Below are 23,423 nucleotides of genomic sequence, written 5' to 3'. Positions count from 1 at the left end.
GCGCTGCGGGCGCCTCGGCTGCCGCCAGCGCGTCGGGGTCGGCAGCTGCGCGTGCGGCCGCCGCCAGCGCCTGCAGCGCCGCCGCCAGCGCCGGCGCCTCGCCGCGTTCGTCCGCACTCAGATAGGCGTTGCGCGAGCTCAGCGCCAGGCCGTCGGCGGCACGCACCGTCTCGCCGGCCACCACCTGCAGCGGCAGCGCGAACTGGCGCGCCATCGCGGCGATCACGCGCCACTGCTGGTAGTCCTTGCGGCCGAAGACCGCGACCGCCGGCTGCACGATGCCGAAGAGCTTCTGCACCACGGTGCAGACACCGCCGAAGAAACCGGGGCGGAACTCGCCTTCGAGGATGTCGGCCAGCGCCGGCGGCGGCGCGACGCGGAAGACCTGGGGCTCGGGATAGAGCTCGCCTTCGTCGGGCGCGAACAGGATGTCGCAGCCGGCGCCCTGCAGCAGTTCGGCGTCGCGTGCCAGCGTGCGCGGGTAGCGGTCGAAGTCCTCGTGCGGCAGGAACTGCAGCCGGTTGACGAAGATGCTGGCGACCACCGGCCGCCCCAGCGTCGCCGCCTGGCGCACCAGGGCCAGGTGGCCGTCGTGCAGGTTGCCCATCGTCGGCACGAACGCGGTGCCGGCCTGGCCGGCGAGCGCGCTGCGCAGCTCGGCAATCGTGTGGATCGTCTTCATCTCGTGGTTCAGTAGCCGTGCTGCACGGGGTCGGGGAAACGACGCGCCTTGACCTCGGCGACGTAGGCGGCGACGGCTTCGGGCACGCTGCGCGCGCGCTCGCCGTCGCGGCTGAAGTCGTGCACGAAACGCGGCCGGCGGCCGCTGGTCCAGCCCAGCATGTCGTGCAGCACCAGCACCTGGCCGTGGGTGTCGGGGCCGGCACCGATGCCGATCGTGATCAGCCCCGGCGCGGCCGCGCGCACCTGGCGCGCCACCGCCGAGGGCACGAGTTCGAGCACCAGCATCGCCGCGCCGGCCTCGGCCATCGCGCGCGCGTCGGCCACCAGGGCCTCGGCGCCGGCGGCGTCGCGGCCCTGCACCCGAAAACCGCCGAGCGCGTGCACGCGCTGCGGCGTCAGCCCCAGGTGGGCGCAGACGGGGATGCCGCGGTCGACGAGGAAACGCACGGTCTCGACCATGGGCCCGCCGCCTTCGAGCTTGACCATCTGCGCGCCGGCGCGCATCAGCGTGATCGCCGACTCCAGCGCCTGCTGCGGCGAGGCTTCGTAGCTGCCGAACGGCAGGTCGCCGATCAGCCAGGACGAGGCCAGCCCGCGCGCGACGCACTCGGTGTGATAGGCCATGTGGCCCAGGTCCACCGGCAGCGTGCTGGAGCGGCCCTGGACGACGTTGCCCAGCGAGTCGCCGACGAGCACGACGTCGACGCCGGCGGCGTCGACCAGGCGCGCGAGCGTCGCCTCGTAGCAGGTCAGCATGGTGATGGGCTCGTCGCGCGCCGCCATTTCGCGCAGGCGCACCAGGTTCAGGCGCGTGCGGGTGCCGGCGGCGGCGGTCTCGGTGGCGTGGACGCTCATGTCGTGGCCCGGTGGGGCAGGGTCGAAACGGGCGCGATTATGGGCGCCGCGCGGGCCCGCCGCGCACATCGCCCCGGCCGGCCGCGGCTACAGCCCGCCGAGCAGCTGGCCGAGCAGGATCTTGGTGATCATCGCCGCCGGGTAGACCAGGGCATAACCCTGGGCGACGCGGCTGTCGTGGCCGGTGCGGCCGTTGGCGAAAGCCAGCACCGCGGGCTGGGTCTGGGTGCCCGCCATCACGCCGGCGAGCCGGGTGCAACCCATCTTGAAGACGCGGCGCATCACCAGCCAGCTGCCGGCGGCGACGGTGCAGGTGACGACGGCGCCCAGGATCAGGATGTCGATCCAGGCGCCCGACGCGAAGGCCACGCCGAGCTGGCCGCCGGCCTTGGTGCCGGCCTGGGCCAGGAAGATCAAGAGGCCGAGTTCGGCGATCGCCTGCGCCGCCATGTGCGGCATCGTCGTCACGATGGGGCCGACGCGGCAGAGCTGGCCGAACACCAGCCCCAGCACCAGCGTGCCGGCGGCCGAGCCGATCGAGAACTCGACGCCAGGCACCGGGAACACGAACTTGCCCAGCAGGATGCCCAGCGCCATGCCCAGGCCGAGTGCCACCGGGTTGATGTCCGACAGGCCACGCTCGGAGTCGCCGAGGAAGGACGAGACCGCGGCCATCTTGGCGCGCGGCGCGGTCACGCGCACGCGGTCGCCGGGCTGCAGCACCAGTTCGTCGGCGGCCAGCATGTCGACGTCGCCGCGGCGCACGCGTGTGATGGTGGCGCCGAAACGCGCGGTCAACCCGAGCCCGGCGATGGTGTTGCCGGCCAGCTGACCGTTGGACAGCGTGATGCGGCGGAAGTCGAGCTCGCTGCGGTCGGCGTGCAGCGTGTGCGACGAGGTGTGGCCGAGTTCGGCAACGACGCTGGCGACCAGGTCCTCGGGGCCGACGACGGTGACGAGGTCGTTGCGGCGCAGCACGTCGTCGTCGGCCGGCGTCTGCGACGGGAAGCGGCTGCCGCCGTGTTTGACGCGCGAGAAGCGGATGCGGCCTTCGTAGCGGCGTTCGATCTCGCGGATGCCGGGTTCCTCGGAGGTCTCGACGCGCACGCTGCAGTTGACCAGCGGCGTCGGCGCGTCGGCATCGCGGGCGCGGTCGCGCAGCGCGAAGTGCGTCGCCAGCAGCATGCCGAGCACGCCGAAGATGTAGCTCACCGCGTAGCCGATGGTCGGCAGCGGGCTGTCGCCGGCGGCTTCGCGTGCCGCCGCCAGCGCCGGGGTGTTGGTCACGGCGCCGGCGAAGGTGCCCGCGACCAGCGCCGGGTCCAGCCCGAGCAGGCGTCCGGCCAGCACCGCCACCAGCGCCGCGGTGCTGAGCACGCCGACGGTGGCCAGGATGGGCCAGACGCCGCGGCGCAGCGAAGCGAAGAAGCCGGGACCCGACATCACGCCGATGGCGAAGGTGAACAGCGTCAGACCGAGCGTGCCCAGAGCCTCGGGCACGACCAGGTGGTGGCCGCGCGACTGGCCCCAGGCGCTGAGCGCGATGGCGACGAAGAGCACCGCGGCAGCGCCGAGCGAGACGCCGGCCAGGCGCACGCGACCGACCAGCGTGCCGACGCCGACGAGCAGGAACAGCAGCAGGATTTCCTGGCGGGCGAGATAAACGAACGCGGTGTCCATGTCGGTCCTGATGCACCGGCGGCGCGCCGCGGCGGTGGGAGGGTCGGGAGGCCGCCGGTGCCAGGGGCCGGCGCGAGGGTTTACGCGAGCATATCTGCGCGCCCGGCCCGAACCGGCCCGGGAGGCGGCCCGCCGACCCCGCTGTTGCGGGGCGCGGCATCCAGCGGCCAGGGGGCTTGCCCGCGGCCGAGCACTGGCCCTAAGTTAGGCCGCAGCCGGCAACGAACCGGCGGACGGGCGCGGCCGTCAGAGGCGCCGGATGCCCCCGTACCGAACACAGGGAGAACGAGATGACCGGACACTGGCCGTGCACGGCCGCGGCGGCGGCCGCGACGCTCTGGCTGGCCGCCTGCGGCGGCTCCGAACCCGGCACCGACGAACGCGCCGGCCCTCTTCAGACGCAGTACGAGACCCTGCTGACGCAGGCCGAAGCGGCGCGTGACGACGTGCGCAGCCTGGCGCTGCCGGGCCCCTGCACGAACGACGCGCAGTGTTCGACGCTGACGCTGGCCTCGCCGCTGCCGCCCTGTTACGACGACGAGCGGCACGACTATTCGACGGCGTCGCCGCAGGCCGCTGCCGCCGAAGCCGCGGCGCGGCGCCATTACGCGCTGGCGCGCCAGGCGCGCGTGATCGCGCCGCTGCGGCCGGCGAAGGCCGGCTGCTTCACCCAGGTCGAACTGGCGCCGCTGATCTGCGAGAACAGCCGCTGTCAGCGCGGTCTGCGCGTCGGTGCCGGCAGCTGATCAAAACCCGCGCTCAGCTGCCGGCCGCCGTCCCGGGCAGCAGCTCCAGCGCCAGCGCCCTGTCCTTGCGCGTGGCCCAGCCCAGGCGCCGCGCCATCGCGGCCAGCGCGGTGTGGCCCTGGTGGCAGAACAGCCGGGTCGCGTCGGGCGTGTCGTGCACCGCCTGAGCCAGCAGCGCCGTGCCCAGGCCGCGGCGGCGCAGCGGCTCGGCGATCGACAGCGCCAGCTCCCAGTCGCCGGGCTCGCCCACCGGCGACAGCTGCAGCGCGCCGTGCAGGCAGGCGTCGGCATCGTCCCAGACGCCCCACCAGCGGTGGCAGCGCCAGTCCTGGCGCTCGATCCAGTAGCCCAGCGCGGCGTCGTTGAGCGTGACGCCGAAGCGGGCATAACGGTCCTCGGGCGACAGCCGCAGCAGGTGCAGCAGCAAGGCGCCGCAGTTGGCCGGCCACAGGCGGCGCAGTTCCAGATCGCTGCACCAGTCGAGACCGGCCGGCAGCTCGGGCACGGCGGCGCCACGCGGCCCGTCTGCAGGCGGCGCGGGATGCGGGTCGGACCCCTCTTGATCGGGGGTTGGGTACGGCGGACGGGTCAAGTTCTTCTCTGGCGGCAACCCGGATCGGGGGCAGGCGGGAGGCGAGCATCGCCGGACCAGACGGCCGACGACGAGCGTCTCCCGCCCGGGACTTCATGCCCTGGGCATGGGCGACCGCGCGGCAGCTTTCCTGGCTCTCGGATCAAGGTCCGCCGCGGCCTGTCCGGCACGAAGCCAGTGGCGCACGAGGCGGCGGACTCGCCGATCACCGTCGCGGGGGCAGCCGTAGCACGGACGCTCCGACGCCGGCTCTGACCTTCCCTCTTCCATCCGCGTCGACGACGCGAAACCGCTTGGCCGCAGGCAGTCTATCGGCAGCTCCGCGGTGCCGGCGCCGGGTCGGGGCAAACCCGGCCCCGCCAGGCTTCAGCCACCGCGGCGACGTGAAAAATCACACGAAACGATGACGAGTTCGCCGATCGGCATGAGCAATATCAAGCGCCGAATCGTAGCCTCGACGGCTCAGCGGCCGTTCTGCCCGGCCGCGGCGCGGGCGAAGAAATCGTAGATCGCCCGCTCGCCCATGTTGCGTGCGTCGGCCAGTTCGCCGGCCTTGGTCGTGTAGACCACCTTGCCCTCGGGCGACAGGATGGCGACCGCCGGGATGCCCTTCTTCAGCGGCACGCCGTAGTGCTCGGCCAGGTCGACGTTGCGGTCGAAGCGGCCGACGTTGATCTTCAGCACCTTGAAGTGCTGCGCGATCAGCGGTGCCGCCGCACCCTGCTTGAAGGCCATGTCCAGCACCTTGCAGTCGCCGCACCAGTTGGCGCCGAAGACCAGCAGCACCGGCAGGCGCGCCGCGCCGGCCTCCTTCTGCAGCGCGGCGACCTGGGCGCGCGCGTCGGCGTGTTCGTCGTAGGGCGCTTCGGCCCCGGCGGCGGCCAGCGGGGCGGCAAGGGCGAGGGTGAACAGCAGGCGGCGCTTCAGCATGGTCGGCGGTCGGCAAACGTGAAGCCGCCACTGTAAGCGCCGGCGTTCAGCCCGCGCGTGAAATCGCGCTCTGGCCCTCGGCTGGCGCTTGACGCCTTCCGGCGTCCCGCGTCCCGCCTCAGCCATCGCGCGTGAAATCGCGCTCTGGCCTTCGGCTGGCGCGCGACGCCTTCCGGCGTCCCGCGTCCCGCCTCAGCCACGCCGCGGCCAGGCCAGGCGCAGCAGCGCCGGCCGCCAGGCCAGCAGCAGCGCCACCGCGAGCACCGCGCCCGCCAGCAGCATCAGCCAGACCAGGGCCGCCATGCTCGGCGGGTCGGCCTGCAGGCACAGCAGCAGCGACGCCACGAGGCCGCCGGCGCCCAGCAGCCGCAGCCGGCGCCGCGGCCCCGTGCCGCCGCCGTGCACCTGCTGCCAGTGGACTTCCATCGCCAGCGCAAGCCAGGCGAAGCCGGCGAGCGCACACAGGATGGCTGCGGCCAGCATCAGCGCGGGCTCAGACATGGCCGGCCTCCAGGCTCGAGTCGAGCGCGTCGTGGCCGGCCGGCGGCGACGCCCCGGCGGCGGCACGCTCGTGGCGCGCCAGCCGGCGCGCGGCCAGGCCGGCAACGGCCGCCGCCGCCAACAGCGCCAGGTCCACGCCGGCCACCGGCCAGTAGGGCTGGGCCAGCGTCTTCAGCAGATGGTCGCCGGTGGTCAGCGCGTTCAGCAGCACCGCGGCCACGGCGAGCGCGGCAAAACCGATGCACTGCTCGCGCCAGGCCGGATTCGGCCGCGCCTGCGCCACCGGCGCGCTGCGCCAGGCGGCGTGCAGCCCGGCCAGCAGCCAGGCGCCCCAGAACACGCCCTGCTCCCAGTCGCCGCGCGCCGGCAGCGCCTCGGGCAGCAGCCGGTTGGCGACCAGGATCGCGGCGCTGGCCAGCAGCATGCCGGTGATCGTCGTCACCGCCAGGGCGTCGACGACGCGGGCCCCCTGCGCGCCGCGGCGCACGTGCTGGCGCTTGCGCTTCTCGACGAAGAGCACGAAGCCGGTGGCGATGCAGGCGGCACCCAGCAGGCCGCCCAGCACGTAGAGCCAGCGCAGCAGCCAGTGGCGGAAGTGCTGCAGGTGCAGCCCGGTCAGGAACTCGTTGACGCTGTCGACCGCGCTGCGCGGCGGGTCCTCGCGCAGCAGCTCGCCGGTCGAGGCCTTGAAGTGGATGCCTTCGCCGGTGAGCGCGATGCGGTCGGTGCCGGCGCGGTAGATGCTGACGTAGCCGTTGGCGTCGCCGACGTGCTGCAGCCACAGGAAACCGACCTCACCCGCGCGCCCGCGGGCCGCCCAGCGGCGCTGGGCCTCGGCGACCATCGCGTCGACCGAAGCCAGCGGCGCGGCGACGCCGGCACGTTTGTGCGGCAGCCCGGTCTCGGCGGCCTCGACGCGCTCGTGCATCTCGTGCAGCCCGTGCAGCTGGGTGTCGGCGACCGGGAAGTACAGCCCGGCGAAGATCACCAGCCCGGTGAAAGCGAAGAAGAAGTGGAAGGGCAGCGCCGCGACGCCCGTCAGGTTGTGCAGGTCCAGCGTGCCGCGGCCCAGGCTTTTCCAGGGCCGGAAGGTGAAGAACTCGCGGAAGAAGCGCCGGTGCAGCACGACGCCGCTCACCAGCGCCGCCAGCATCACCAGCGCCGCCAGGCCGACGATCCAGGTGCCCAGGTCTTTCCAGTGCAGGTTCAGGCTGTAGTGAAGCGGGTAGAAGAAGCGGCTGCCGATCTTCAGCTGGTCGTCGGGAAGCACCGTGCCGCTGCGCGGGTCGATCGTGCGCGAGCCCCAGACCAGCTGCTCGGGGTCGTGTGCGTTCGGCACCTCGTAGGAGGCGAAGACGGACAGCACGGGGTCGCGGTGCGTCGTGTAGGCGCCCCAGCCGGCGACGGTATCCCAGCGCTCGGGAAGCGGGCCGTCGACCAGGCCGCGCAGCGCCTGGACGTTGGCGGCGTCGGGCTGCATCTGCTCGAAGATCGGCCGCAGCAGGCGGTCGAACGACGGCATCGGCTGGGCCTCGAAGCGCGTGGCGGGAATCGCCCAGCGGTCGATCTCGCGGTCGAAGACCGACAGCGCGCCGAAGAAGAACGCGACCGCGAGCACGAAGCCCAGCACCAGGCCGAACCAGGTGTGCAGCCAGGCCATCGCGAGGCGGAAGTTGGCAAACATCGGCGGCTCCTGTCAGGCCACGAGCGCGGACTGGATCAGCGAGCCGGCGCCGGCCATCGCCGCGCCGCCGGCCAGCAGCACGGCCCAGACCCGCACCTGACTGCGCGCCGCCACCGCCCACAGGAAGACGCCGAGGTAGGCCAGCACGGCCAGCATCGCGCTCAGGTGCTCGGCGTCGTGGAAGGCCATGCCGGCGGCGTACAGCCCGGCCAGCCCGAAGGCCGTGAGGCCCCAGCAAAAGGCGTAGCCGCCGACGACGGCGGCGAGCACGCGCGAGGCGATCTGCAGGCGGGAAGGAGATGCGAGGGTGGCGGCCATGCGGAGGATCCGGTCGGGTGGCGTGGGCCGGCCGGCCAAGGGCGCCACCGCCCCCGCCGGCCGGTGGGTCAGAAGCGGTAGTCCAGGTTCAGCGCGACGGCGCGCGCCTCGCCCCAGCTGTAGGTGCTGTACCAGCTGAAGATCGTGTAGTACTTCTTGTCGAACAGGTTGGTGACGTTGAGCCGCGCGGTCAGACGCGGGGTGACGCGGTAGCTGGCCATCGCGTCGACGACCCAGTAGCCGTCGACATCGTGACGCACCGAGCCCAGCGTCGGGTGGCTCACCGTGCCCCAGGTCTTGTCCTGCCAGCGCGCACCACCTCCCAGCTTCAGGCCCGGCACGGCCGCCGGTTGCCAACTGCTGAACAGGCTGAACTGGTTCTCAGGCGTCAGCGTCGAGACCTTCTCGCCGTCCTGGCGCGAGACCTTGTGGCTGTAGCCAGCATGCAGCTGCCAGTTCGGCGCCACCTGGCCCGAGAGCTCGAGCTCGAAGCCCTTGGTGCTGACGCCGTCGATCGCGCGGTAGGCCGTGCCGCCGCCGGGGGTCAGGCCGCCGGTCTCCTCGGCGTAGTTGTCCTGCTTCAGGTGGAAGACCGCGGCGCTGGCGTTGAGCCGGCCACCGAAGAACTCGGCCTTGACGCCCGCCTCCAGGTTGCGGCCTTCCTGCGGGTCCAGCGTCTTGCCGGCCTCGGTCTGCGCCGACTGCGGCATGAAGATCGTCGTGCCGCTGGCGTAGACCGAGACGCGCTTGTCGACGTCGTAGACCAGGCCCAGGTAAGGCGTGAAGACGCCGGACTCGTCGATGTCCGGGCCGTCGTAGTTCAGCACACGCGCGCCGCTGATGAGCTTCAGGTCGTCGCGCAGGTTCCAGCGCACGGCGCCGTACAGGCCGTTCTCGCGCGTGGTCTCGCGGTTGCGCGACGGCGTCAGCGCGTCCCAGTCGGGCTCGGGCAGCTGGCCGTTCCAGGCGCCGTAGTCGGCGATCTCGGTGCTGCCGGCCCAGTAGCCGCGGTTGGTCCAGCGGCGCTTGGTGATGCTGCCGCCGGCCACCAGCTCGTGGCGGCGGCCGAGCAGCTGGAACGGGCCGCTGGCGTAGACGTCGACGGCGTCGGCCACCGTCTTGCCGACGTACTTGCCTTCCCAGGTGGACACGCCGCTGCCGTTCACCGGGTCGGGGAAGCCCGAGGCGGCCGAACCCAGCTCCGCGTCGTAGCCGTTGATCTGGTGGTTGAACTGCGCCTTGAGCACCCAGTCGTTGTCAAAGTAGTGCTCGACGGTGGCGAAGACGGTGCGCGTGTACTGGTCCCAGTGGCTCCAGTCGGCGCCGTTGTTGAACGAACGCGACTGGTCGTTGAAGCTGCCGTCGGCGGCGAAGATCGGGATGCCGCCCCAGGTCGAACGCTTCGGATCGTTGTTCTGGTAGTCGGCGCCGACGGTCAGCAGCGTCGACGGCGTGAGGTCGGCCTCGACGACGCCGTAGAGCACCGCGGTCTTGCGTTCGTGGCCGTCGAGCTGCGACTCCTTTTGCTGGTAGGCGGCGACGCCGCGCGCGCGCACGCGACCGGCTTCGTCGACCGCCCCGCCGACGTCGACCTGGCCGCGCACGTCGCTCCACGAGCCGACGCCGAGGCTGGCCTGGCCCTGGAACTCGCGCGTCGGCTTCTTGCGGATCAGGTTGATCGTCGCACCCGGCTCGCCGCTGCCGGTGAGCAGCCCGGTCGCGCCCTTGAGCACCTCGACACGGTCGTAGATCGCCATGTCGCTGAGCGTGTTGCCGGCCGAGTACGACGAGTCGCGGCGCATCGGGATGCCGTCGTACTGGAAGTTCTGGATCGCGAAGCCGCGCGAGAAGTACTCGGTGCGCTCGGTGTCGTAGGTGACGATGCTGACGCCGGGCGTGTGCGCCATGACCTCGTCTATCGTCGTCAGGCCGAAGTCGTCCATCTCCTGGCGCGTGACGACGCTGACCGTCTGCGGCGTCTCGCGCGGCGTCAGCACCAGGCGCGTCGCGGTGGCGATGGCGCCGGGCGTGTAGTGGCCGCTGCCTTCGGTGACCTCGCCGAGCTGGTTGGCGACCGCGGTGATCGCGGGCAGCCCCGCGGAGTCGGCCTGCACCACCGCCGGCGCCTGCGGCGCCGCGGCGCGCAGCAGCCAGCCGCCGCCGGCCTGGCCCACGGCCTGCAGGCCGCTGCCGGAGAGGATGGCCGCCAGGCCGTCGCCGACGCCGTAGCGCCCGGCCAGCCCCGGGCTGGTTTTGCCAGCGGTGAGCGTGGCGTCGATCGTGATCATGAAACCGGCGCGCGCGGCAAAGCGGTTGAGCACCTGGTCCAGCGTGCCGGCGGGGATGTCCACCTGGACGGCGGCCGCCGGCGCGGTGGTCTGGGCGTGCGCCGCGGGCAGCGCGGCACAGGCGAGGCAGGCGAGCACGACGGCGTGCGCCAGCGGATGACGCACGAACGGGCGGTGCGCGGCGAGGGATGGGCCGGAAGACATCGGGTTTCCTTTTCGACGGGAGACGAAGCGGCCCGCTGTCGACGCAGGGGCCTCATCCTCATTCCCGGACGAGAAAGAAAAAGTGCTACGGCAGGCGGCGGAATTCACCGCCCGGCCTTCGTGATCGAGACCCAGTAGCGGGTCGCCAGCGTCACGCGCACCGGCAGCGCACGCACCAGCGAACGCAGCACGGCGTCGGTATCGGCGCTCGGGAAGACGCCGGAGACGAGCAGTTCGGCGACCTCGGGGTCGCAGCGCAGCACGCCGCGGCGATAGCGGCCGAGTTCGGCGGCGAAGTCGGCCAGGCGCACGCGTTCGGCGATCAGCAGGCCACGCATCCAGGCCGAGGCGCTGTCGTCCAGCGCCTCTGGCTCGCGCGCCGCCCCGGCGTCGAACACACCTTGCTGGCCGGCGGCCAGACGCCGCGGCGCGGCACCGTCGCGCGGGCGGATCTCGACGGCGCCGTCGAAGACCTGCACGCGCACGCCGGCGTCCAGCATGCGCACCGTGAAGCGAGTGCCCAGCGCCTGCACGCTGCCTTCGGGCGTCTCGACGTAGAACGGCCTGCGCGCCGGGTCGGGCGCGGTGGCGACGTGGACCTCGCCGGCACGCAGCAGGACGCGGCGGACGGCGGCGTCCAGGCGCAGGTCGAGCGCGGTCGCGGTGTTCAGCGTCAGCCGGCTGCCGTCGGCCAGCGTCAGTTCGCGGCGTTCGCCGGGCGCGGTGCTTTCGGCCGCGCTCGCCAGCTGCCACTGCGGCGTGCGGCGCACGACGGCGGCCGTGCCGCCGGCACCGGCCAGCAGCAGCAGGCCGCGCAGCACGCGGCGGCGGCCGGCGGGCGCACGCGCCGCACGCAGCACCGCACCGGCGACCTCGCCCGGCACCGCATGCAACTGGCCGCCGACACGCTGCACACGCTCCCAGGCGCGGCGGTGGCTGTCGTCGGCCGCCAGCCAGGCTTCGAAGGCGCGGCGTTCGGCATCACCGGCCTCGCCCGACCAGAAGCTCACCTGCCACTCGAGCGCGGCGCGCTGCGCCGCGTCCAGGCGCGTGTCGGCCTCAGCCATCGGCGCCGCCGTCAAGCGCCAGAAAGCAGGCCTGCAGCGCCTTCAGCATGTACTTGCGAACCGTCGCCGGCGCGATGCCCTGGCGCACGGCGATCTCGGCATAGGTCAGGCCGTCGAACTGCGACAGCAGGAAGACCTCGCGCACCGCCGGCGCGAGCGCGTCCAGCATCGCGTCGACGCGCAGCAGCGCCTGGAGCGCGATCGCCCGCACCTCGGACGACGGCGCCAGCGCCGCCGGCTGGGCCGCGATCGCATCCAGGTAGGCCTGCTCGACGAGCTGGCGCCGGTGGCGGTCGATCACCAGGCCCTTGGCGATCTGCATCAGGTGCGGCCGCGCCTGCCCCGGCGGCGGCGTGCGGCCGCTGACCAGCACGCGCAGATAGGTGTCGTGCGCCAGGTCGGCAGCGTGGTCGGCGCAGCCCAGGCGCCGGCGCAGCCAGGCGTGCAGCCAGCCGTGGTGCTCGCCGTAGAGCACTCGGACTTGCTGTTGCAGGGCGGGTTCGGCGACAGCGTGCACGGAGGGGAAGCGGCTGGCTGGGCTTGCTAATAGGAATTGTTCTCATTCTATGACAAGCCCCTGCCCGGCCGCTTCGGACTTCAGAACCGGTAGGCCGCGCTCAGCGAGGTCTTTCGCCGGTTGCCGTAGTAGCAGTAGCCGCTGCTGCAGTTGGTGATGGCGTCCTTGTCGGCGAGGTTGGAGACGTTGAGCGCCAGGCTCCAGGCGCGCCAGTCCCAGCCCAGCAGCGCGTCGTACAGCGTGTAGCCGGGCACGTCGCGCGCCGCGGTCTCGCCGATGCCGCGGTGCGAGCCGACCAGGCGCGCGCCCAGGCCGAGCTTGAGCCCCGAGGCGAAACGCTGGTCGGCCCACAGCGACAGCCGGTGGCGCGGCACCGCGGTCGCCTGCTTGCCGACTTCGGCCGGGTTGGCGCTGCGCGTGACGTCGGCCTTGGGCGTGAAGGCGTAGGACGCGGTGAGGTTCATGCCGGCACGCGGTTCGGCCACCGCTTCCAGCTCCAGCCCGCGCACCGTCACCTCGCCGTCGGCCGACGGCACGTAGTTCACGTCGTAGCTGACGTAGTTGCGGCGGCGCAGCTCGAAGACCGCGGCGCTGTAGCTGGCGGCGTGGCCGGCGGGCTCGAAGCGCACGCCGGCCTCGAGCTGGCGACCGGTCTCGGGGTCGAAGGGTTTGCCGGTCTCGGGGTCGACGACGGTCGAGGGTGCGAAAGAGCTGGAATAGCTGGCGTAAGGCGCCCAGCCGTCGGCGGCGCGGTAGACGACGCCGGCACGCAAGCCGGTGTGGTGGTCGCGCTGGCGCGTCGAGGCGTCGGCCAGGTGGTCGTCGGTGTCGACTGCGGCGCGGTCGTGGCGCGCGCCCAGCGTCAGCACCCAGGCGCCGCGGCGGATCTGGTCCTGCAGGTACAGGCCGGTCTGCTGGAGCACGGTGTGGGTGTCGACTGACGGGTCGCCCAGGACCACGTCGCCGCCGTAGGCCGGGGCGTAGACGTCCAGCGGCGCCACCGTGGCGCCGAAGACGCTGACCTGATCGGCACGGCTGCGTTGCAGGTCCAGCCCGGCGAGCAGCGTGTGGCGCCAGTCGCCGAACACGAACTCGCCCTGGATGCGGCTGTCGACCACCAGCGAGTGGATCTTCTCGCGGCTGGTGGTGGCCGTGCGCCCGAGCACGCGCCAGGACGCCGGGTCCAGCGGATCGGCGGGGTCGCGGTCGAGGTAGCCGGTCTGGTAGACCTGCCGCATGTCGGCATCCAGGCGCGACCAGCGCAGGCTCTGCGAGACCGTCCAGCGCTCGTCCAGGCGGTGCTCGAGCTCGTAGCCGAGCATCGCCTGGTCCTGGTCGAAGCGGTTGAAGCCGGGTTCGCCGGCGAAGACCGAATCCGGCAGCCGGGTGCCTGCCGGCGTCGACACCAGCGTGCCCGACTCGGGCAGCACGCGCACGTAGACGCCGGCACGCGTGCGCAGGAACTGCGACAGCAGCGTCAGCCGGGTGTCGGCGCCGAACTGGAGCGTCAGCGACGGCGCGAGGTACTGGCGGTCATCGCCCATGCCGCCGGCCGGCAGCTCGGCGTCGCGAAGCAGGCCGACGAGGCGCCACTGCGCCGCGTCGCCTTCGCCGAACGACCCCGAGAGGTCGGCCGCGACATCGCGCCGGGCGTCGCTGCCCAGCGTCAGCCGCAGCTCCTGCGGCAGCTCGGCGGCGGGACGTTTGCTGACCATGTTGATCATGCCGCCGGGCCCGTTCTGGCCCCACAGCACCGAGGCCGGGCCGCGCTGGATCTCGATGCGCTCGACGCCGTAGTTCTCGGTCTGCCAGACGGCCCACCAGGCGTTGTTGCGCAGTTGCAGGCCGTCGAGGTAGTAGCCGGGGGACAGGGTCTCGAAGCCGCGCACCGAGATCCAGTCGTAGCGCGAGTCGTTGCCGTAGATGGCGCCGTCGACCCCCGGCGTGTAGGCCAGCACCTCGCTCAGGCGCGTCGCGCCCAGCGCCTCGATGCGTTCGGCGCCGACGACCGAGACCGACTGCGGCGTGTCCAGCAGCGCGGTGTCGGTCTTGGTGGCGGTAGCGCTGCGGCGTGCGACGTAGCCGCGCACCGGGCCGGTGGCGGTCTCGGCGGTGGCGCGTGCGGTGATCGCCGGCAGCGCCTCGGCGGCCGCACCCTCGGCGCCGCGGCGCACCAGCGCCCAGCCGCCCTGCGGCTGTTCGCGGGCCTGCAGCCCGGTGCCGCGCAGCAGCAATTCAAGCGCCGCGCCGACCTCGTGGCGGCCGCGCAGCCCCGGGCTCCGCTGCCCGGCGACCAGTTCACTGGGGAAGGACAGCAGGATGCCGGCCTCGCGGCCGAAGCGGTTGAGCACCGTCTCCAGCGGGCCGGCGGGGATGTCGTAGTCGGCGCTGGCGGCCTGGGCCGCGGGCAGCAGCGCGGGCGCCAGCGGCAGCGTGCAGGCCAGCGCGGCGGCCAGAGCCAGCCGGGCCAGCGGCCGGCGGGGACGGTAGGTGATCGAAGACATGCGGTTCCTCTCGGACGTCAGGGGTTCGTCCTGCTTGTCACGCGAGAAACGAAAACGGCTCAGGTTTTTGCGCGCAGCGTCAGCCACCAGCGCGTGCGCCAGACGGCGGTGACCGGCAGCACCGCCGGCAGCGTGGCCAGCACACGGTCGACGTCGGCCAGCGGGTAGCTGCCCGAAACCCGCAGCGCGGCGACCTCGGACGCGCAGTCCAGCCGGCCGCGGCGGTGGCGGGCGAGTTCGGCGAGGAACTCGTCCAGCCGCATGCCGCTGGCCACCAGCATGCCGTCGACCCAGGCCGCGGCGTCGGCGTCGGCCGCTTGGCGCGGGCCGACACCGGCGGTGTCGAAACGCGCCTGCTCGCCGGCGGCCAGCACACGCGCCGGGCCGGCCGTCGGGCGGATGTCGACAGCACCTTCGTAGACCGCCAGTTCGAGCTCGTCGCCGCGTTCCCGTACACGAAATCGCGTGCCGAGCGGGCGCAACTCCCCGGCGACGGTCTGCACGACGAAGGGCCGGTGCGCGGTGTCGGGCGCGGTCTCGACGAGGATCTCGCCGCGGCGCAGCACGAGGCGGCGTTCGGCGGCGCCAAAACGCAGGTCGACGGCGCTGCCGCTGTTCATCCCCAGCCGTGTGCCGTCGGCGAGCACGAGCCGGCGGCGCTCGCCGACGCCGGTGCCCAGGTCGGCCAGACGCGCCTGCAGCGCCGGGTCGTCGTGCAGTTGCCAGGCGCCGCCGCCTGCGAGCACGGCCAGCAGCGCCGCGCCCAGGGCGCGCCGGCGCGGTGGCGCGGTCTCGGCCAGGGCGACCTGCACCAAGGCCGACGCGCCGGGCACGCCGGCCAGGCCCTCGTGCACGCGGCCGTTCAGGTGCGCGCCGACGGCTTCGAGCCGCGCCCAGGCGCGGCGGTGGGCCTCGTCGCGCTCCAGCCAGCGCTGCCAGCGCCGGCGCAGCGCCTCGTCGGCGTCCTCGGATCGCAGGTCGACCCACCAGGCGACGGCCCGGCGCGCGACCGCCGGCGGGATGGGCGCCTCGGCGGCGTCCATCAGCGCAGCGCGAAGAAACAGCGTGCGCCAGCGCGCTGCAGATGGCGCTTGACGGTGGCCAGCGACAGGCCCAGCTCGGCGGCGATCTCGGCCAGCGGCAGGCCGTCGAGCTGGGCCATCAGGAAGGCGCGGCGCACGACCGCGGGCAGGCCGTCGAGCAGGCGGTCGATCTCGAGCAGGGTCTCCAGCAGGATCGCGCGCTCCTCGACCGAGGGCGCGACGAGTTCCGGCCGTGCGGCCAGCGCCTCCAGGTAGGCGCGTTCAAGCTGCTCGCGCCGCCAGTGGTTGCCCAGCACACGCTGCGCCACCGTCGTCAGGAAGGCACGCGGCTCCTGCAGCGCCAGCGGCTCCTCGCGCGAGAGCAGGCGCACGAAGGTGTCGTGCGCCAGGTCGGCGGCGCGGTAGCCGCAGCCCAGCCGACGCCGCAGCCAGCCGTGCAGCCAGCCATGATGTTCGGCGTACAGCGTCTGGACCTGGTGGTGGAGCGCAGAGTCGGTGGCGGCCACGGCAGTAACAAATGAGAATCACTCGCATTGTAGAGCCGTGGCCGGTCTGCACCACGCCGACCGGGCGGGGCCGTCGTCAGTAGCGCATGTTCAGCCCGAGGTTGACGCTGCGCGGCGCGCCCCAGGTGTAGTGCAGCGCGCCCCAGTCGGTGATGCCGGCGAAGTACTTTTTGTCGAAGACATTGGCGACGTTGGCGCTGAGGCTGAAGCGGCGGTCGATCTCCCAGCGCGCCATCAGGTCCCAGACCCAGTAGGCGTCCTGGCGCAGCCGGACGGCCTCGGTGCCGGCCGCGATCGTGCTCTGCCAGCGGGTCGCCGCGCCCAGCGTCAGGCCGTCGAGCACGCCGCCGCTCCAGCGGTGGCTGCCGGCGAGCTTGAACTGGTGGCGCGGGCTGCTGCCGGCGCTTTCCAGGCTGCTGTCGTTGAGCACGTAGCTGCCCTGGGCCTGCCAGCCCGGTGCCGGCGCGCCGGCAAGCTCGAACTCGTAGCCGTGGCGGCGGGCCCCCGAGACGGCGCGGTAGATGCTGTCGCCGCCGGGCGTCAGCCCCACTTCCTCGGCCTCGTTGTCGGTCTTCATCCAGAAGAAGGCCGCGCTGGCGATCAGGCGCTTGGCGAAGAACTCGCCCTTGGCGCCGACCTCGTAGGACAGGCCCTCGCGCGGCGGCAGCGTGCGTTCGTCGGCGTCCTTGGCGCTCTGGGCCTCGAAGATGCTCGCGTAGCTGGCATACAGCGAGACCTGGCGCGAGACGTCGACGACGACGCCGGCATACGGCGTCGTGACGCCGTTCTCGGTCATGCGGTAGTTGTACCAGCCGATGTCGGTGACGTCCTTCTGCCCGTAGTCGGTGACGCGCACGCCTGTGATCAGCTTCACCGGGTCGGCGAGGTTCCAGCGTGCGGCACCGTAGGCGTAGCGGCGGTGGCGGCTGAAGAGGTCGTCGGACGCCGTGTAGGCGCTCCAGTCGGGCTCGGCGATCGCGCCCCCGCCGGCGGCGTAGTCCATGCTGCCGGCGACGGTGGCGCCGGTGCGCAGCAGCGTCGTGCGGCTGCTCGAAGCGCCGCCCCCCAGCAGCAGCTCGTGGCGGCGTCCGAGCAGCTCCAGCGGCCCCTGCACGTCGAGCGCGACGCTCTTGTTGCGCGCCTCGACGTCCTGATAGCGGCCCAGGCCCACGCTCACCGGATCGCTGCCGCGCAGGTAGCCGAAACGCGCGTCGGGCGTGTCCACGCTCTCGTGCGCCAGCTGCAGCCGCGCGCTCCAGCCGCCGTCGAAGCGGTGCTCCAGGCGTGCAAACAGGTTCAGCGTCTCCTGCTCGTAGCCGGCCCAGGAGGCGCCGAGGTTGAACGAACGCGGCTGCAGGCCGACGAACGTGCCGTCGTCGGTAGTGGCCTGGATCGGCGTCGTGCCGCCGGCAGCGTGCAGTTCACGCTGGCGCCAGCTCAGGCCCGCCGTGAGCAGCGTCGACGGCGCGAGATCGAACTCGGCAACGCCGTAGACCAGCGAGCTGCGGGTCTTCTGGCGGTCGCGGAACGCGCCGGCGTCTTCGTGCGAGGCGACGAGGCGCGCGCGCAGGCGGCCGTCGGCGTCCAGCGGGCCGGACAGGTCGGCGTCGGCGCGGTAACGGTCCCAGCTGCCGGCCAGCACGCCGGCCGACGCCTGGAACTCGGCCGTCGGGCGCTTGCGCACGAGGTTGACCGTGGCGCCCGGGTAGCCGTCGCCGTTGACCAGGCCGGACGAGCCCTTGAGCACCTCGACGCGGTCGATTTCGGCCATGTCGTCGTTGACGTAGAGGATGTGGCTGTTCCAGCCCCAGCCGTCGCGCGCCTGGCGCAGGCCGTCGGTCTGCAGGTTGACGTCGGCGCCGCGCACCGTGAAGGTCGTCATGTCGTTCTGGCGGGCGACGGTGACGCCGGGCGTCTGGTCGAGCACCGCGCTCAGCGTGTCCAGGCGGAAATCGTCCATCAGCTGGCGCGTGACGACGGTGATGGCCTGCGGCGTCTCGCGCGGCGTCAGCGCGAGACCGGTGGCCGCGGCGCTGCGGCCGGGCGTCGCGTAGCCGCCGCCTTCGCTGCGGTCGTCGCCGATCGCCGCGGCGCGCGCCTTCAGCGCCGGCAGCGCGGGCTGATCCGGCGATGCCGGTGGTACGGCCCGCAGACCGTAGGCGCCGGCGCCCTGCGGCACCAGTTCCAGCCCGCTGCCGCGCAGCAGGCGCTCGAAGGCCTCGTCCAGCGTGTGGCGGCCCTGCAGCCCGGCGCTGCGGCGGCCCGCGGCCAGCGCCGGGTCGAAGGCCAGCTGCACGCCGAAGGCCGCGGCGCACTGCGCCAGCACCTCGTCCAGCGGGCCGGGCGCGATGCGCAACTCCGGCGCGCCGGCCTCGCCGGCGAAAGCCGCCGGTGGCGCGGCGACCAGCACCACGCCGCAGAGCACGGCGATCGCCGCCTGGATGGCCACGCCGGCGGCGCCGGCCTTCAGGGCAAGGGCGCGCTGGCGGCGCCCGGAGGTCTGCTTCATGTTCTTCCTGTGCTTGGGATGCGGCGGGCCCGCGGCACGCCTTCATCCGCTACACCGGACAAGCGGCGGAAAGTGATCACCTGCGCTTCAGGGCGGCGCCAGCACCCGCGCGTCAGCGCGGCACCAGCACCCGCGCGTCAGCGCGGCAACAGCGTCACCCAGAACCGCGTGCGCCGCTCCACGCGCAGCGGCAGCGTGCGCGCCAGCAGCGCCAGCGCGGCGTCGGTGTCGTCCAGCGACAGCGCGCCCGAGACCCGCAGCGCCGCCACCGCCGGGTCGCAGCGCAGCAGGCCGCGGCGGTGGCGCGCCAGTTCGGCCGCCACCTCGTCGAGGCGGCGGCCACGCGCCAGCAGCATGCCGCGTTGCCACAGCGTGTCGCGCTCGTCGGCGGCGCCGACGTCGGACACGCCGCCGGCATCGAACTCGGCCTGTTCACCCGCGTCCAGCCGCCGCCGCGCGCCGGCCGCCGGCTGCAGTTCGACCGCGTGTTCGTAGACTGCGACGCGGCAGTGATTGCCGTCCAGCCGCACCGAGAAGCGGGTGCCCAGCGCGCGCACGCGGCCGAGCGGCGTCTCGACGACGAAGGGCCGCGGCGAGGCCTCGTGCCCGGTCGTCACGAGGATCTCGCCGGCCAGCAGGCGCAGGCGGCGCTCGCTGGCGCCGAAGAGCACGTCGACCGCGCTGGCGGTGTTCAGCACCAGCCGCGTGCCGTCGGGCAGCACGGTGTCGCGGCGCTCGCCGGTGGCGGTGGCGAGGTCGGCGCGCCATTCGCGCCACGGCGCCTCGTGCCAGGCCAGCCAGGCGGCCGGCAGGCCGACGGCCAGGCCGCCGAGCGTGGCCAGCGCACGGCGCCGCCCGGCGCGGCCCAGCGTGTGCAGCGCCTGGCGGCCGGCGCCGTCGGGCACACGCGCGAAGACCTCGAACACCGCCTCGGCACGCGCCCAGGCCGCCGCGTGCGCCGGGCTGCGCGCGCGCCAGCGCTCGAAGGCGTCGCGCTCGGCCGCCCCGCCCTCGCGCAGCGCCAGCGCCCAGTCGGCGGCCTCGGACAGCAGCGTGTGGTCGGGTGTCTCGGCCGCCATCAGAGACAGGCCATGCAGGCGAGCAGCGCCTTGTGCACGTGGCGGCGCACGGTGATGACTGGCATCGCCATGCGTTCGGCGATCTGCGCCAGCGTCAGGCCGTCGAGCTGGGCGAGCAGAAAACACGCGCGTGTGCGCGGCGCCAGGCCGGTGAGCAGGGAGTCGATCTGCAGCAGCGTCTGCAGCAGCGCCAGCCGGGTCTCGGGCGACGGCGCCAGCGCCTCGGGCGTCGCCGCCAGCGCCTCCAGGTAGGCGCGTTCCACCTCGCGCCGCCGCCAGTGGTCGACGACCAGCCCCTTGGCGACGTGCGTCAGCAGCGCCCGCGGTTCGTCACCGAAGTGCTCGCGCCGGCCAGCCAGCAGGCGCACAAAGGTGTCATGCGCCAGGTCGGCGGCCTGCTGCGAATCGTCCAGCCGGCGCCGCAGCCAGGCCTGCAGCCAGCCGTGGTGCTCGAGGTACAGCGTCTGGACCGGATGGACGGAGGTGGCGGAGGCGGACACGGCAGGGACAAGGCGCCAGCGCTAATGAGAATGTTTCTCATTATAAATGACTGACCCGCCCTGGCGCGCTCACCAGCGATACGACACGCTCCCCGTCACCCGCCGCGGCTCGCCGTAGAAACACAGATAGGTGCAGGACGCGACGTAACGCTTGTCGCCCAGGTTGGCGACGTTGAGCGCCAGCCGCCACGGGCCTTCGGTCCACGACAGCATCGCGTCGACGACGGTGTAGCCGGGCACGTCGACATCGAGCCAGACGCCGGGCGCCGAGCCGACGTAGCGCAGGCCGGCGCCGGCCTTCAGCGCCGGCAGGCCGAAGGCGCCGAAGCCGTAGTCCGCCCAGACCGAGGCCTGGTGGTACGGCACGGCGCCGCTGCGCTGGCCCTCGGCCTCGGGCGTCAGCGGGCTGCTTTTCAGCGTGCGCGCGTCGGTGTAGGCGTAGGCGGCGACGAGGTTGGCGGCGCCGACACGCGTGCGCGCCTCGAGCTCCAGCCCGCGCGAGCGCACCTCGCCGAGCTGCACCGAGTAGTTCGTGTCCACCGGGTCCGTGACCAGCACCTTGCGCTGCGTGAGCTGGTAGAGCGCCGCCGACAGCAGCGTCTGGCTGCCTTCGGGCTGCCAGCGCAGGCCCGCCTCCCACTGTGTGCCGCGGGTCGGGTCGAAACGCTGGCCGCCGCGGTCGGTGCCGGTCTGCGGCTCGAAAGACTGGCTGAAGCTGACGAACGGCGCCAGGCCGTCGGGCCCGAGGTAGACGAGGCCGGCGCGGCCGGTCGTGGCATTGGACTTCTCGCCGTCGGCGGCGACGTCCTCGCTGAAGACCGCGCTCTCGTCGTAGCGCACGCGGTCGTGGCGCAACCCGGCGACGGCGACCCAGCGGCCGGCGATCTTGGCTTGCTCCTGCGCGTACAGCCCGACGCGGCGCAGTTCCGAGCGCGACGAAAACGACGCCGGCTCGGGCGCGCCGAAGGCGCCGCCGTAGACCGGGTCGTAGAGATCCAGCGGCTCGGCGCTGCGGTCGTAGCGCACGGTGCGAAAACGCTCGCGCACATAGTCCAGCCCGACCAGCGCCGTGTGTTCGACGCTGCCGCTGCGCCACTTGGCCTGCAGCGAGGTGTCGGACATCAGCGCCCGTGCGCGGTCCTCGCGGTCCTGGGCGCCGCGGTAGGCGGTGTTGCGGCCGTCGGCCTCCAGGCCGGCGATCCAGACCGAGGGCATGTCGACGTCGGCGCGGTAGCTGCGCAGCGAATGGCGCAGCGTGAACCGGTCGTCGAAGGCGTGCTCGAACAGATAACCCAGCGAGCGCCGATCCAGGTCGTAGCGGTCGTAACCCGGCTCGCCGACGAAAGTGTCGCGCGGCAGGCGGCCGTTGGGATTGGGCAGCACCGTGCCTTCGGCCGGCAGGCCGTAGGCGTAGGCCGTGTGGTCGTGCTGCAGGTCGGCCTGCAGCGTCAGCGAGGTCGCGGCGTCGGGCTGCCAGCGCAGCGACGGCGCGAGGTAGCGGCGGTCGTCGTCGATGTGCTCGACGAAGCTGCCGCTGTCGCGCACCAGCGCGGTCAGCCGGTACGACCAGGCGCCGCCTTCGCCCAGCGCACCGCCGAAGTCGCCCGAGAGCTGGCGCCGGTCGAAGGAGCCCAGCTCCAGGTTCAGCTCGTGCAGCGCCTCGTTCGTCGGGCGCTTGCTGACGGTGTTGATGATGCCGCCCGGCGCCGAGTTGCCGTAGAGCACCGAGGCTGCGCCCTTCAGGATCTCGATGCGCTCCAGCCCATAAGGCTCCTGGCGGCCGTCGTAGAGGTTGACGCTGTACTTGCTGCCGTCGCGGTAGAGGTTGCCCTGGCTGGCCGTGGCCTGGAAGCCGCGCATCACGAAGCCGTCGCCGGTGCGGTCCACGCCTTCGGAGCGCAGCACCGAGGCGGTGTAGCCCACCGCCTCGGCCAGGCTGTCGGCCTTGCGCACCTCGATCTCCTCGGCGCCGACGACGGTGAGCGACTGCGGCGTCTCGAGCATCGGCGTGTCGGTCTTGGTCGCCGTGGCGCTGCGCCGCGCGGCGTAGCCGGCCAGCGGGCCGGCGGCATCTTCGCGCCGCGCGCTGGCGACCAGCGGCGCCAGCGTCGGCCGGGCTCTTGCGAAGCGACCAGCTGCCGTCGGAGCGGCTCAGCGCCTGCAGCCCGGTGCCGGCCAGCAGCGCCTCGAAGCCTGCGCGCAGCTCGTAGCGGCCCTGCAGCCCGGGGCTGCTGCGGCCGTCGGTCAGATCGGCCGAGACCGCCAGCAACACGCCCGCCTGCTGGGCGAAGCGGTTGAGCGCGGCGGCCAGCGGCCCGGCCGGGACCTCGTAATGGCGCGTGGTTTCGGCCTGGCTGCCCTGGGCGCGGGCCTCGACGACGCCGGCGGCGGCCAGCGCCAGCTGCAGCGCGAGCACGAACGGCGCGAGGCCCGGGCGGCGGACAAGACGGGGGCGGCAGGCGCTGCGGCCGGTGCGGCTGGACATGGACGGGGTTCCTCCGGGTTCGGGTCTGTCGGCGCCCGGCGGTTCGCGGGCGACTCGCCTGTTGATCGGACGAGAACCGAAAAGGGGAACTGCGGCGACGAAAGATTCAGCGCGGCTCGAGGCTGACCCACCACGGCAGCGTGCGCTGCACACGCAGCGGCAGCGCCGCTTCCAGCATCGCCAGCGCGCGCTCGGGGTCCTGCGCCGGGAACACGCCGACCACCTTCAGCCCGGCGACGGCCGGAGCCACGCCGAGGTGGCCACGGCGGTAACGCGCGAGCTCGGCCGCCAGCTCGGCCAGCGTGATGCCGTCGGCGACGACGAGGCCGCGGCTCCAGGCTTCGCGCGCCGGGTCGGCGGCGTCGACACGCCCGAGGCCGTCAGCGTCGAACACGGTGTGCTCACCGGCCCGGACCTGCAGCACCGCGCCCGCCTGGTTGCGCACGCGCACCGCGCCGTCGAAGACGTCGAGCCGCGTGCGCCCCGCGCTCAGGCACACGGCGAAGCGCGTGCCCAGGGCCTGCATCCTGCCGTCGGCGGTGTCGACCCAGAACGGGCGCCGGAAACGGTCGGCGGCGGTCTCGACGAGGATTTCGCCGGCGTGCAGCAGCAGCCGGCGACGGTCGGCTGCGAACTCGGCGTCGAGCGCGCTGCCGGTGTTCAGCCAGACGCGGCTGCCGTCGTCCAGCACGATCTCGCGCTGCACGCACGCGCCTGGGCCCACATCGAGG

Annotated in this window: 20 protein-coding genes, 1 pseudogene and 1 riboswitch; of the genes and pseudogenes, 1 reads left to right on the top strand and 20 read right to left on the bottom strand. The window is 73.3% G+C overall.

Translation table 11 applies throughout. The features are described from left to right. The 3 genes from panC to CKO43_RS19515 form a co-directional block, all read right to left on the bottom strand. The coding region (gene panC, locus CKO43_RS19525) for a pantoate--beta-alanine ligase (RefSeq protein ID WP_200379654.1) at positions 1-682 on the bottom strand (682 nt) is incomplete at its 3' end. Positions 683-690: 8 nt separating this feature from the next. Beyond that, positions 691-1,539, bottom strand: a complete 849-nt coding sequence (gene panB / locus CKO43_RS19520; protein ID WP_200379653.1) for a 3-methyl-2-oxobutanoate hydroxymethyltransferase — start codon at positions 1,537-1,539, stop codon at positions 691-693. Between the two features lie 87 nt (positions 1,540-1,626). Then, positions 1,627-3,219, bottom strand: coding sequence for an aspartate:alanine exchanger family transporter (locus tag CKO43_RS19515; RefSeq protein WP_200379652.1), 1,593 nt, complete (start codon positions 3,217-3,219; stop codon positions 1,627-1,629). 290 nt (positions 3,220-3,509) lie between these two features. Between CKO43_RS19515 and CKO43_RS19510 the strand changes: the two genes are divergently transcribed. Then, positions 3,510-3,965 carry a hypothetical protein gene (locus CKO43_RS19510; protein WP_200379651.1) on the top strand — a complete coding sequence of 152 codons (456 nt, stop codon included), beginning with the start codon at positions 3,510-3,512 and terminating at the stop codon, positions 3,963-3,965. A gap of 13 nt (positions 3,966-3,978) precedes the next feature. Here CKO43_RS19510 and CKO43_RS19505 read toward each other — a convergent pair whose 3' ends face one another. The 17 genes and pseudogenes from CKO43_RS19505 to CKO43_RS19430 form a co-directional block, all read right to left on the bottom strand. After that, entirely contained in the window at positions 3,979-4,470 is a 492-nt protein-coding gene (locus CKO43_RS19505; RefSeq protein WP_200231170.1) for a GNAT family N-acetyltransferase, read from the bottom strand. A gap of 190 nt (positions 4,471-4,660) precedes the next feature. Beyond that, positions 4,661-4,866, bottom strand: a riboswitch (cobalamin riboswitch). Between the two features lie 153 nt (positions 4,867-5,019). Next, on the bottom strand, positions 5,020-5,487 hold the full coding sequence (locus CKO43_RS19500) for a thioredoxin family protein (RefSeq protein ID WP_200379650.1): 468 nt from the start codon (positions 5,485-5,487) through the stop codon (positions 5,020-5,022). Positions 5,488-5,679: 192 nt separating this feature from the next. After that, a complete protein-coding gene (locus CKO43_RS19495; RefSeq protein WP_200379649.1) occupies positions 5,680-5,988 on the bottom strand; it encodes a DUF3325 domain-containing protein in 309 nt (102 codons plus the stop codon). Further along, a complete protein-coding gene (locus CKO43_RS19490; protein ID WP_200379648.1) occupies positions 5,981-7,672 on the bottom strand; it encodes a PepSY-associated TM helix domain-containing protein in 1,692 nt (563 codons plus the stop codon). The genes CKO43_RS19495 and CKO43_RS19490 overlap by 8 nt, the downstream gene beginning before the upstream one ends. Before the next feature lie 12 nt (positions 7,673-7,684). Then, positions 7,685-7,990, bottom strand: coding sequence for an iron uptake protein (locus tag CKO43_RS19485; protein WP_200379647.1), 306 nt, complete (start codon positions 7,988-7,990; stop codon positions 7,685-7,687). Positions 7,991-8,058: 68 nt separating this feature from the next. Further along, positions 8,059-10,482 carry a TonB-dependent siderophore receptor gene (locus CKO43_RS19480; protein ID WP_200379646.1) on the bottom strand — a complete coding sequence of 808 codons (2,424 nt, stop codon included), beginning with the start codon at positions 10,480-10,482 and terminating at the stop codon, positions 8,059-8,061. A gap of 104 nt (positions 10,483-10,586) precedes the next feature. After that, positions 10,587-11,549 (bottom strand): FecR domain-containing protein, encoded by a 963-nt coding sequence (locus CKO43_RS19475; protein WP_200379645.1) that lies wholly within the window; start codon positions 11,547-11,549, stop codon positions 10,587-10,589. Next, positions 11,542-12,066: a sigma-70 family RNA polymerase sigma factor gene (locus tag CKO43_RS19470; protein ID WP_200379644.1), complete on the bottom strand. Its 525-nt coding sequence runs from the start codon at positions 12,064-12,066 to the stop codon at positions 11,542-11,544. The genes CKO43_RS19475 and CKO43_RS19470 overlap by 8 nt, the downstream gene beginning before the upstream one ends. An 80-nt stretch (positions 12,067-12,146) precedes the next feature. Then, positions 12,147-14,570, bottom strand: a complete 2,424-nt coding sequence (locus tag CKO43_RS19465) for a TonB-dependent siderophore receptor (RefSeq protein ID WP_200379643.1) — start codon at positions 14,568-14,570, stop codon at positions 12,147-12,149. Positions 14,571-14,629: 59 nt separating this feature from the next. Beyond that, positions 14,630-15,613: a FecR domain-containing protein gene (locus tag CKO43_RS19460; protein ID WP_200379642.1), complete on the bottom strand. Its 984-nt coding sequence runs from the start codon at positions 15,611-15,613 to the stop codon at positions 14,630-14,632. Further along, entirely contained in the window at positions 15,613-16,119 is a 507-nt protein-coding gene (locus CKO43_RS19455; protein ID WP_200231155.1) for a sigma-70 family RNA polymerase sigma factor, read from the bottom strand. The genes CKO43_RS19460 and CKO43_RS19455 overlap by 1 nt, the downstream gene beginning before the upstream one ends. A gap of 76 nt (positions 16,120-16,195) precedes the next feature. Beyond that, positions 16,196-18,628 carry a TonB-dependent siderophore receptor gene (locus CKO43_RS19450; protein ID WP_200379641.1) on the bottom strand — a complete coding sequence of 811 codons (2,433 nt, stop codon included), beginning with the start codon at positions 18,626-18,628 and terminating at the stop codon, positions 16,196-16,198. A gap of 137 nt (positions 18,629-18,765) precedes the next feature. Continuing rightward, a complete protein-coding gene (locus CKO43_RS19445) occupies positions 18,766-19,707 on the bottom strand; it encodes a FecR domain-containing protein (protein ID WP_200379640.1) in 942 nt (313 codons plus the stop codon). Next, complete coding sequence (locus CKO43_RS19440) at positions 19,707-20,207, bottom strand: sigma-70 family RNA polymerase sigma factor (protein WP_200231150.1); 501 nt, start codon at positions 20,205-20,207, stop codon at positions 19,707-19,709. Before CKO43_RS19440 ends, CKO43_RS19445 begins: the two co-directional genes overlap by 1 nt. A gap of 69 nt (positions 20,208-20,276) precedes the next feature. Next, positions 20,277-22,211, bottom strand: coding sequence for a TonB-dependent siderophore receptor (locus CKO43_RS19435; protein WP_242481245.1), 1,935 nt, complete (start codon positions 22,209-22,211; stop codon positions 20,277-20,279). Between the two features lie 175 nt (positions 22,212-22,386). After that, positions 22,387-22,692, bottom strand: a pseudogene (locus CKO43_RS26350) (TonB-dependent siderophore receptor); the annotation flags it as partial. Positions 22,693-22,798: 106 nt separating this feature from the next. Beyond that, the coding region (locus tag CKO43_RS19430; protein ID WP_207185135.1) for a FecR family protein at positions 22,799-23,423 on the bottom strand (625 nt) is incomplete at its 5' end.

The organism is Rubrivivax gelatinosus, assembly GCF_016583785.1.
Taxonomy (GTDB): Bacteria; Pseudomonadota; Gammaproteobacteria; order Burkholderiales; family Burkholderiaceae_C; genus Rubrivivax; species Rubrivivax gelatinosus_B.
Note: the sequence above shows the minus strand (reverse complement) of the source record. Positions and strands in the feature narration are given on the sequence as shown.